Annotated in this window: 9 protein-coding genes; 5 read left to right on the top strand and 4 right to left on the bottom strand. The window is 69.8% G+C overall.

The genetic code is table 11. From position 1 onward, the window contains the following. From VLI41_RS06810 to VLI41_RS06800, 3 genes are all read left to right on the top strand, one after another. Nucleotides 1-600 (top strand): type II secretion system F family protein (locus tag VLI41_RS06810; protein WP_325267313.1); only part of this gene is annotated, 600 nt, incomplete at its 5' end. Between the two features lie 3 nt (nucleotides 601-603). Further along, a complete protein-coding gene (locus VLI41_RS06805) occupies nucleotides 604-2,397 on the top strand; it encodes a hypothetical protein (RefSeq protein ID WP_325267312.1) in 1,794 nt (597 codons plus the stop codon). Between the two features lie 23 nt (nucleotides 2,398-2,420). Continuing rightward, nucleotides 2,421-3,338 carry a tetratricopeptide repeat protein gene (locus VLI41_RS06800; RefSeq protein ID WP_325267311.1) on the top strand — a complete coding sequence of 306 codons (918 nt, stop codon included), beginning with the start codon at nucleotides 2,421-2,423 and terminating at the stop codon, nucleotides 3,336-3,338. Here the strand turns inward: VLI41_RS06800 and VLI41_RS06795 are convergent, their stop codons facing one another. The 4 genes from VLI41_RS06795 to VLI41_RS06780 form a co-directional block, all read right to left on the bottom strand. Then, a complete protein-coding gene (locus VLI41_RS06795) occupies nucleotides 3,339-4,484 on the bottom strand; it encodes an ABC transporter permease (protein ID WP_325267310.1) in 1,146 nt (381 codons plus the stop codon). Beyond that, nucleotides 4,484-5,431: an ABC transporter ATP-binding protein gene (locus VLI41_RS06790; protein ID WP_325267309.1), complete on the bottom strand. Its 948-nt coding sequence runs from the start codon at nucleotides 5,429-5,431 to the stop codon at nucleotides 4,484-4,486. The genes VLI41_RS06795 and VLI41_RS06790 overlap by 1 nt, the downstream gene beginning before the upstream one ends. A 111-nt stretch (nucleotides 5,432-5,542) precedes the next feature. Beyond that, nucleotides 5,543-6,022 (bottom strand): hypothetical protein, encoded by a 480-nt coding sequence (locus tag VLI41_RS06785; RefSeq protein ID WP_325267308.1) that lies wholly within the window; start codon nucleotides 6,020-6,022, stop codon nucleotides 5,543-5,545. Nucleotides 6,023-6,251: 229 nt separating this feature from the next. Further along, nucleotides 6,252-7,127, bottom strand: coding sequence for a hypothetical protein (locus VLI41_RS06780; RefSeq protein WP_325267307.1), 876 nt, complete (start codon nucleotides 7,125-7,127; stop codon nucleotides 6,252-6,254). Between the two features lie 385 nt (nucleotides 7,128-7,512). On the opposite strand from VLI41_RS06780, the gene VLI41_RS06775 reads away from it, so the two are divergent. Next, a complete protein-coding gene (locus tag VLI41_RS06775; RefSeq protein WP_325267306.1) occupies nucleotides 7,513-9,774 on the top strand; it encodes a S8 family peptidase in 2,262 nt (753 codons plus the stop codon). 279 nt (nucleotides 9,775-10,053) lie between these two features. Then, nucleotides 10,054-10,884: hypothetical protein (locus VLI41_RS06770; protein WP_325267305.1), on the top strand; the 831-nt coding region annotated here is incomplete at its 3' end.

Here is a 10,884-nt window from a genome sequence, read left to right as displayed (position 1 = left end):
CTGATGCAGCGGTTCTCGAGCAAGCCTCTGTCGGGATTTATGCTGATCGCCGGCGCGCTCGGCTTCTGCGGCCTGGGCCTGATCGCGCCCAGGGCGCTGCTCGACAACCGGATCAACGCCAGGAAGACGCAGCTCGAACAGGAATTCCCCGATGCGCTCGATCTGATGGTGGTGTGCGTCGAGGCCGGGCTTGGCCTGGAATCGGCCTTCGTGCGCGTCACCCGCGAGGTCGGCGAATCGCACCCCCGCATCTCCGAGGAGTTCGACAGGGTGGTCCAGGAGCTCGCCGCCGGGCGCAGTCGGGCCGACGCGCTACGGGCGATGGCCGATCGCACGGACGTCGAATCGGTGCGCTCGTTCGTGGCCCTCCTGATCCAGACCGACACGCTCGGCACCAGCATCGGCCAGACCCTCAGGACCTATTCGAACGAGATGCGCGACCACCGCTTCCTCGCGGCGGAGGAGAAGGCCATGCGCATCCCGGTGCTGCTCACCATTCCGCTGGTGGCGTGCATCCTGCCGGTGATTTTGACGGCGCTGCTGCTCCCGGCCGGGCTCGATATGGCCCGGAACCTGGGTCCGGCGCTCAAGGGAGGCTGAGACATGGCCATGCGTTCGTCGAAGAAGGTGCTGCTGGCCTCCGCCTTCGCGCTCGGCGCGGCCGGCTGCGCGACCCAGACGACGCAGCGCGAGGCGGCGCTCACGGTCAAGCCGGTGATCAGCAGCGCCCTGCCCACCCAGAGGGACGACGGGCTCTATCGCGACGCCGTTTCCGCCATCCATCGCCGGGACTATGCGGCGGCGCTCGACATCCTGCAGGTGGCGCGGGCGCGCACCCCCAACGATCCGCGCATCCTGAACGCGTTCGGCGTGGTCTACGACGAGCTCGGGCGCTTCGACCTCAGCGCGCGCTACTACGCCCAGGCGCAGACGGCCGATCCCAATTCCAAGATCGTCGCCGAGAACCTGGGCTATTCCGCCGTGCTCCAGGGGGCGGCCAGCTCGGTCGCGCTGGCGGCCGAGGCGCCCCGCCCCGCCCCGTCCTCGGGGACAGCGGCGGCGCAGCTCGCCGCCGCAGCGCCTGTCCCCACGCCAATGATTTCGTCGGCGGCCGAGCCGTTGAACCCAACGCAGCTGGCCGTCTCGCCGGATATCCGGCGCGCGGCGCTCCCTGCCGCGCACCTGAAGCTGGCGCCCGCGTCGCTCCCGCCGCAGGTCGCGGCCGCGGCGCCGGTCGCCGCCCCCGCCATTGAGATCCAATCGGTCGCGTCTTCGCGCCTGGCGGAGGTCGCCGCCGCGCCCGCCGCGGTCATTCCGGCCGCCGTCGCCCAGCCCGCCTGGCCGCAGTTCGCCGCCGCGGCGCCGGTCCGCGCGCCCGCCGTCGAGGTCCATCCGCTGATGTCGCTGCGCCCGGCGGAGGTCGCCGCAGCGCCGGCCACCGCCGTCCGCGCCGCCCTCGCCCAGCCCGTCTGGCCGGCGCTCGCCGACCCGGAGCTCGCCGCCGCGGCGTCCGCCGATCCGGATCGGAACGCCGCGCGGGCGCACGCCTATGCGTTCGACCCGACCTGGAACGATGCGCCGCTGCTGATCGCCGCGCCGCCCGAGGCCAGGCCCGCCAACCTGGTGCGGACGAGCTTCCTCATGCCGGGCCCCCTGCTCCTGCCCGACTCCGCGGGCGGAGGCGCTGCGCCGGCGCCGGCCGCGCCGATGACCGAGCACGCCGCGCCGGTCCGCGCGCCGCTCGCCGCGGCGGAGGGGACACGGATATCGCACAAGACCCTCCTCGGGCGCGCATGGACTGGCCGCCGCGATCGGCCGCGGCCCTTGCACTTCGTCATGGCGGCGCTGGGCGAGCTCGCCCACGTGCTGCACCTGCCGTTCGGCCACGCGACGGATTCCGGCGTGCTGCTCGCCAGCCGCCAGCCGGCGCGCGCGCCGAACGCGGCCCCCGCAGCCGCTCAGGAAGCGCCGTCCGCCGCATCGGCCGCCGTCGCAGCACATCTGCAGCCGGCCGCCTGGACCGCTTCGGCCGCCAATACGGCCGGACGGGCGCCGGAGCCCGGCAGGTCCGCCGCCTCGACCCAGCCGCCCCTGCTCGGCGGCCCGGTCACCCTGATCGCCGCAGACCGCAAGGCCGCCGCCGCGCTCAAGCGCGAGCTCGCTCGGCAAGGGTGGACGGTCGCAATCTCCCCCGCGTCGAGCCGAGCCTCGCGGGAAAGCGTCATCCGCTTCCAGCCGGCGCATCGGCGCGTGGCGCTCGGTCTTGCGCACAGCCTGCGAATCCCGGTGAAGCTGCAAGCCTGCGGCTTCGGCTGCAGCGGCGTGAGCCTCGTGGTCGGGACCGACGCCTTCGCCCAATACGCTGGCGCGCGGCGCGAGCCGCGGCGGCTCAGCTAGCTCTGAACGTCAGGGGGAACCGCATGAAGGACCACCTCGCAGCCCGCGCGGCGTGCGGGGCCGCGATGCTGATCGCGGCGTGCCTCTCAGGGCCGCCAAGCGCTCAGGCGGGCCTGTTCAGCCGCCATTCCGCGAAGGCCGCGGCCGTGCCCAAGGACTATATCGCCGAGATCCAGCGGGCGATCGACGAGCAGCGGCTCTACGACGCCGGCCAGCTCCTCGACCAGGCCCTGCTCACCGGCCACGACGATCCGCACCTTCGGCTGATGGGAGGCAGGCTGGCGCTGGCCCGCGGCCGGCTGGACGACGCGCTGTCCGACTTCAAGCGCGTGGACCAGGACCCCGCGCTCAAGGGCGACGCCCTGGAGGGCGAAGGGATATCGCTGTCGCTGCTCGGACGCTCGGATGAGGCGGTCGCCGTGCTGCGGCAGGCCGTCGCCGTGAAGCCGTCGGCGTGGCGCGCCTGGAACGCCCTGGGCAGCGAGTACGATTCGCGGCGGCGCTGGCCGGAATCCGACGCCGCCTATGAACGGGCGCTCTCCGAATCCGACCGCGCGCCGATCGCGCTGAACAACCGTGGCTACTCGCGGATGCTGCAGGGCCGTCTCGAGGAGGCGATCAAGGACTTCGTCGAGGCCCTGGGCAAGAAGCCCGGCATGGCGGCGGCGCGCAATAACCTGCGGCTCGCCATGGCGATGAGCGGCGAGTACGACCGCGCGCTGGCCGGCGCGCCGCAGACCGACGAGGCGGCGACGCTCAACAACGCCGGCTTCGCCGCGATCATGCGCGGCGATTACCAGGCGGCGGAGGATCTGCTGCAGCGCGCCATGAGCGCCAAGGGCGAGTACTACGCCCGCGCGGCGACCAACCTGCAGCTCGCCCGCACCCTGGAGGCGCGGGCGACGGCGGCGCCGAAGCCGGCGGCCAAGCAGGAGCCCTGATCAGGCGGCTCGGGCCAGGCGGCGCGATGCGCGGGGCATCTTCAGTCTGAGCTCGCCGCGCAGCGCCTGGGCGCCCAGCCAGGCGAGCCCCGCCGTCGTGGCGGCCATGCCCGCGATCCCGAAGCCGACCGTCATCGGGTCCAGCGCGCCGGGGCTCGCCAGCAACAGGACGAACGGCGTGAAGGGCGGGATGAGGACCAGGCTCTTCAAGGTCGCCTCGCCCATGCCTGCGACCTGGGCCAGCGCCACGAAGAACACCAGCAGGAGCAGGCCGAACACCGGTCGCGAGAGGTTCTGCGCCGCGGGCACGTCGCGCGCCAGGGCGCCGATCCCGATCAGCGCCACCCCGTACATCGCGTAGGCGAGCCCGAACAGGCCGAGCGCGCCGGCGATGTATCCAAAGCTGGCCACGTCATGGAACAGCACCGTCCCGGCGCCGCCGAGACCCGGCAAGGACATCCCCGCCATGGCCGCGCCGCCGCCGAGCCAGGCGCCGACCACGAGCAGCGAGAGCGCGCCGACCCCCAGCAGCTTGCCGATCATCAGCTCGACCGGGCGGACCGAGGACAGCAGGGTCTCCAGCGCCCGGTTGGAGCGTTCGCGCACGACCGCCTGCAGGAGCATGCCGAGCGAGCCCACCAGAACCAGCCAGAGCAGGACGGTGATCGAGAACCGGCCGAAGCGGCCGCTGTCCTTGGGCGCAGGCGGCGCGGGCGGCGGTTGAGCCACCCGGATCTCCGCCGCGCGGCTCGGAGAGGTATCGGCCAGGTCGTGTCGGAGCAGGGCGAGCGCCACCTCCGACAGCCGCGCGCCGCGGATGTCCACCGACAGCACGCCACCGGGTCCCGCCGCGACGCTGAGGGTCGTGGCCGCCTTGGGATCAGGCGCCGCGGAGACCTGGACCGGATGATGTTCGAGCCGGCCCGCCTCGAGCACCGCGGCTTCGGCGCGGGCGCCGATGGCGGGGTCCTGCGCCTCGATGGCGACGAGGTCGGGCCGAGGCGTGGCGGGACGCCCCGCGAACGCGCTGAGGGAGAAGGTGGCGAGCGCCATGAGCAGCGGGCCCATGGCCAGCGCCACCCAGAAGCTGGGCACGCTGGCGTAGGCCACGAACTCGCGGCGGGCGATCAGGGCCACGCGGCGCATCAGGCGGCTTCCCGCTCGGCGGCGAGCGACCAGAAGGCGCCCTCCAGGTCGGCCTGGATCGGCTCGAAGCCCTGGATCGGGAGCTGCCGCTCGCCCATCGCCCTGAGCAGCGCCGGATAGGGCACGTGGCTGGGCAGCAGGACGCGCCAGCGCATGGCCTCGCCCATCTTGCCGGGGAACGGCTCGGCCGCGCCGCCCAGGCGGCTGGCGACGGCGATCAGGCCGGCGTCGTCGCTGCAGGTGACATAGGCGCCGTGCGGCGCCTGGGCCGCAGCGTCGGCCACCGGCCCCTCGAACACCGTGCAGCCCTGCGAGATGATGACGACATGGTCGCAAAGCCGCTCGGCGACGCTCATGCCGTGGGTGGAGAACAGGATCGAGCCGCCATGGGCGCGGTGCTCGTCGAACAGCGACTGCATCTCGGCCTGGGCCACCGGATCCAGGCCGCTGAACGGCTCGTCGAGGATCAGGAGCCGCGGATCGTGGGCGATCGCGCAGAGGATCTGCACTCGCTGGGCGTTGCCCTTGGAGAGCTCGCCCACCCGGGCGTAGCGCCGCGAGCCCAGCCCGACGCGCTCGAGCAGGCCATCGGCGCGCGCATAGGCGTCGGCCCGCTCGAGGCCTTTCAGCCGGGCGTGGAAGGCGATGGCGTCGCGCGCCCGCTCGCGCGGGGCGAGACCGCGCTCCTCGGGCAGGAAGCCGAGCTTGCGGCGGGTCTCGAACGTGGCCGGCTCGCCGAAGATCTCGATCTCGCCGGCGTCGGGCTCCGTCAGGCCCATGATGCACTTGAGCGTGGTGCTCTTGCCGGCGCCGTTGACGCCGATGAAGCCGGTGACGCTCCCCGGCCGCACGGTGAAATCGATGGCCTTCACGCCGCGCCCGCCGGCATACTGCTTGGCCAGGTGCGAAACGCGCAGGGGAACGGGGGCGGGGCTGTCGTTCGACATGACAGCCACCATCGTCGGCCCAAGTTACAGCCGGGCTAAGTTTCTTGGTGACTCTGGCGGTAAGCTTACTTGCCGGCGCGTTACTCGGGTCTCGCCCGCAAAACCTTTCGTTCAGGCGGTGGGGTCGTCGAGCAATTGCGAGGGATCTGGCGTCAGGTCGCCGCTCGGCGGCGGCGGCGTTAAGCTTGCCGTCAGGGCGGTGGCATCGGTCCCCGTCGTGTCGGAGCCCGCCCCGCCGGCGATGGAATCCGCACCGCCGGCGCCTGCCGAGGTGGTGTCCGCGCCCGCGCCGCCGGCAATGGAGTCCGTTCCGCCCGCGCCGGCCGCGGTCGTATCGGCGCCCGATCCGGCGGTGGTGGTGTCGGTTCCGGCCGTTCCGTCCGAGGCGCCGTCGGTCCCATCGCTCGCGGGCGCCTGGCCCCCGTCCTCCTGCAGCTTGAGGAGCTCGCCCAGCAGGCCGTGGCCCCAGCGTGGGCCGGCCTCGGCCTGGGTGATCACGCCGTCGCCGTCGGCGTCCAGCTTGTCGAAGACCTTCTGGACCGAGAGGCCGTTGGCGGCGCCCTTTGCCTGGGTCGGCAGCATTTTCCGCATGTCGGGCAAAAGGCTCCGGTCCAGGCCGGTGGGGTCCGCATCGGTTGACGGCGCGGATTGCTGTTGCGGAACAATGGGTAAGCTCGGCCGGTGGCCGATATGCGAAATGCTCATGGCGCATCTCCCTCGCGAGTGTCGCGAGGCGCGCTGCACGGCCGGCGCCAAAACGAAAGAGGCCCGGGCGGAACCCGGGCCTCGTTGTCAGATCGAAAGTGGGGCCAAGCGCGAATCAGTGCGACAGGATGAAATCGAAGACGTAATCGCCGGTCGACAAGGTCGTGCCGTGCAAGGCGTTGTAGGCGGTGGTGAGATCGCCGACGTTGACGCCATACAGATCGATGCTCCAGGTGTGGTCGTCCAGGCCGATGATCGTGTCGTTGACCGTGTTGTTGTTCGCCGACAGGTGCGACGACGCGGTGACCTCGAAGAACTGATTGAACTCGTCCTGCGTGATGGTGGAGTGGCCATCAAGGCTGAGATGATCGGAACCGACCGCAAAGCCCAGCAGCACCTTCACGCCCGCATAGTCTGACGTCAGCGTGGGCGCGGAGCCCGGCGCAGTCGCGGTCACATCGAGCGTGACATTCACGTCCGGGTCGGGATGTCCGTTGCTCACGCTGGTTTCGATGCTGGCCGGGCCGCTGAACGTGTAACCCGGGCCCAGGGACGCCACCCACGCATTGTATTGTGTGGTCCAAGCACTGGCGGCGGCCGTGGATTGGTAGTCTGCGTCGCCGTCGATATCCGGCTGAAGCGACGGCTGATCGCCATTTTGCAGGCCGCCGCTGAGCGCGAAGCTGCTGGTCAGGAAGTTGGACGCGCCGCCCGCGTGGCCCGGATCGAACGTGAAGTCGAAGACCAGCGTATCGCCGCTGTCTCCCGTGGCGGTCGTATTATAGGAGCCCGAGGTCACGTCTCCGGTGGACGTCGTGTGGCTTCCGGCGTGCAGGTTGCCGAACAGGAAGTATTCCTTCCCATTCGGATCGAGGCCCGCGAAGGCGTTCATGTCCGTGGACGTCGTGCCGGCGGCCGTCGCGCCGCCGAGCACGTCGACGTCGGTGTAGACACCGGAATAGTTATCATCCCCCGTAAGCGTCACTGGCATGGTGAAGTCTCCCACCGATTGAGGCGAAGCGCAGTGCCCACAAGAGGAGACCCGCGGCTCATGCTGAGAAATATAGCGGGACCCCCGCCGATGCCGTGACCTTAAAACCCGAATATCAATGTTCGTCAACGTGAATTGATGGTTAATTATTCGGTATTGTTGGTAAATTTTTGAACTTGTATTCTACGTAAGATCTCATTTCTCCTGTGAGGCGAAAGATTTCTTCTTTGTGACGCTGGGGCAATGCATCGCAATCGGATATTTCCCGCAATAGGCTTGGTTTACATGTATTCATCCTTAAGTTGGATACACTCTCTCCGAACATTATAATGCAATAGTCTAGGTTTACGAGATCAGACCCTGAATTCAAGGCAGGGACCTCGTCATGCACACCAAACTTCTGGCCGGCGTATCGCTGGCTGTGCTTTGCACCGCGCACCCTGGACTTGCCGCCGACCAGTCTTCGGTCTGGCAAGCCCAGATCGCCGACACGGCGACGGTCCAGGCGCGGGCCGCGGGCGGCGCGGGCGTGGCGATCGCCATCGTCGACACCGGCATCGTGGCCTCGCACCCGGAAGTCGCCGGGCGGGTCTCGCCGCTGTCCTCGTGCGCGGCCGTGAGCTTCACCTGCGCCAACGGCTTCGTCGACGACAGCAGCCACGGGACGGCGGTGGCCTCGATCGCGGCCGGCGCCTATTCCTCGACCGCCTACACCAGCATGTCGGGCGTGGCGCCCGCCGCCACCCTGATCGCCGAGAAGGTGCTGAACGCCTCGGGCGTGGGGACCGCCGACGATGTCGCCCATGGCATCGTCCAGGCGGCGGACGCCGGCGCCAAGGTGATCAACCTCAGCGTCTCCTATGTGCCGAGCAGCTCGGTCGTGAGCGCCATCAACTACGCGGCCGGCAAAGGCGCGGTGCTGGTCTGGGCCGGCGGCAATGCGGCGGCCAGCTTCAACGGGGGCGCCAACACCACCGGCCTGACCACGGCGGCGCTGTCCCACATGATCGTCGTCGGCGCGGTCACCTCCACGGGCGTGCTCTGGAGCGGCAGCAATACGCCGGGCTCCGGCTCGGCGGTGGCGGGCTCGACGAGCGCCAGCTACAGGTCCCTGTGGCTGGTCGCGCCCGGCGCCGGGATCATCGCGCCCTTCGCCACCTTGAGCACGGGCTCCTATTCGGCCTGGACCGGCACCTCGATGGCCGCGCCGCAGGCCTCCGGCGCGGTGGCGCTGCTCGAAGCGGCCTGGCCGATCCTCTACGCCAAGGGCACGGCGAGCTCGGTGCTGTTCAAGACCGCGACCGACCTGGGGACGAGCGGCCTCGACGCCAGCTACGGCAACGGGCTGATGAACCTGGACCTCGCATTCCGGCCGATCGGGGCGATGTACGTGATCGGGGCGGACGGCTCGCAGATCCTGGTCGGGTCGCTGACCAACCAGATGATCGCCGGCGGCGCGCTCGGCGACTTCGCCACGGTGAGCGGCGAGCTCGCCGCCTACACCGCCTTCGATTCCTACGCGCGGAACTTCACCGTCGATCTCACCTCGATGATCGGGACGACCTCGACCACCACCACGACGACGACCACCACGCCGCCGCCGCCCACGACCACCAAGGTCAAGCACACCAAGGGCGGCGGGCTGATGATCCTGACCACCGCGATGGACGAGCCGGCCGGGGACGGGATGCTCGAGGCCTCGCGCCAGGACGCGATCTCGCCGTTCCGCCCGGGGCGCGCCGCCGGCGACGAGATCAGGTTCATGGCCTTCGTCGACCCGCAGGGGAACATGCTGGCGCTGGGCCGGGGCGTCTCCTCGCTGAACGCCTTTTCGCAGGCCAGGTGGGGCGCCGGAAGCCTGATGGCCGAGGTCGATTCGCGTATCGGAGCCTCGAGCGCCCTGCTCGGGCTCGCCCAGGGCGGCCTCTCGGCGACGATGGGATGGGCGATCTCCGACCATCTCCGCCTGGCTGCCGCGAGCTCCGCGACCGACCTCAGGGACGGCGAAGGCCTGGCCACCTACCGCACCCGCAGCTTCGGCCGGGCCGCGGCGCTCAGCCTGTCGGGCCGGCTCGCCGGGCCGTGGTCCGGCTCGGCGACATTCAGCACGCTGCAGGAAGACAACGGCCTCCTGGGCTCGGTCTACGACGGCCAGGGCCTGCTCAGCCTGGGCGCCCGCCACAACAGCCGCTCGCTCGCCGTGCAGCTGGTGCGCGATCTCGGGGGCGGGCGCGCCGTGATGTTCGACGCCGCGACGGTCCGGACGGATGGCGCGGCGGTGACCCACGGCCTGATCCGTGGCGTCTCGGCGCTCGAGGCCCGCGCCTACGGGGCGTCCTACATCCAGGCCGCGGCCTTCCGGCCGGGCGACCGGCTGACGCTGTCGGTGAAGAAGCCGCTCAGGGTGATCTCCGGCGCCGCCGAGCTCGCGCTGACCGGCGTGGATGAGCAGGGCTTTCCGGTCACCACGTTCCGGGCGGCGGGCCTGACGCCCGCCGGAAACGAGACCGATGTCTCGGCCGCCTACGTGCTTCCGGTGGGCCGCGCGGCCCAGGTCAGCGGCGCGATCGACCTCGTCAGCGATGCGCGCAACGTCCGCGGCGCCGCCGATGCACGGCTGCAAATGGGGCTAAATCTAGCGTTTTGAGAATTCCCGGCCCCAATCTGAGGTATCTCAGCCAAGATTGGGGCCGTCGTCTTCTCGACATTCGACATATTCTGCCCGCTCAACATGCGTTCGAAGATGTGACTCAAGTCACATCGTAAAGCGATGCATCTATTATTTGTTTCATCACCATAAAGATCTCTTACTTACTTCCCGTTCAGACCCGTGTTATTTCGGCGTTAACCCTGGGCATCCTGCCCGGGTCACGCAACAGGGTGTCCGCCGGCCAGAACGGCCGCGGACGGGACGGGAGTTGGGACCATGCCTTCTTCGACCACGGATCTGACCGCGCCTGGCACCGAATACGACGACGCCGGCCCGAACGGGACTGGCTTGATCGTCCAGTACACCGCGCCGATCGGCGCGGGCACCGGCAACTACGACACCTTCCTGTCGATCCAGTCGAACACCACTACCGAATCCGGTTTCAACCACGATCTTCCCCCGCCGATCGACGACGAGGGCCAGGGAAACCACACCCACGCCCTGCAGATCGGCAACATCGGCACGGCCGTGGTCAACGGGACCACCTATTACGTGTTCCGGCTCGACGTGAACGAGCCCAACACGGCGCCGGACCAGGACGTCACGCTCACGAAGCTGACCTTCTTCGGCAGTACCGCTCAGGCGACGGTCGATCCGACCGTGAACGGCAGCGGCTTCACTCAGATCCTGTCTCTGGATAATCCGCTGAACCTCACCGACCACTCCAGCGGCAGCGGGACCGACGATTACCTCATCTTCCTGCCGAAAGGCGCGGTGGACACCGCGCTGGGCGGGAACGATTCCGCCGACTTCCTGACGGTGTTCGCGCAATTCGACGGCGTGGATGGGGGGTTCGAAGAATTCCGCGCACTTCCGGGCACGCCCGGCGAGGTGACCGAGGCCGCCGCGATCGGCATCGTCAAGGACACGCTCGTGTTCGACACCAGCGTCGCGCAGACGCTGACAGACGATATGTCGGTCGAGGGCAAGACGGTGCTCGCCGGCACGAAGCTCCTGTGGACCTACACCGTCGCGAATGGCGGCAACGTGGCCATTCCCGGCAGCGACTTCACCGTCAGCGACAACCAGGGAGTCACGGTCACGCCG

Origin of the sequence: Phenylobacterium sp., assembly GCF_035475775.1 — a bacterium.
Lineage (GTDB): Bacteria > Pseudomonadota > Alphaproteobacteria > Caulobacterales > Caulobacteraceae > Phenylobacterium.
Note: the sequence above shows the minus strand (reverse complement) of the source record. Positions and strands in the feature narration are given on the sequence as shown.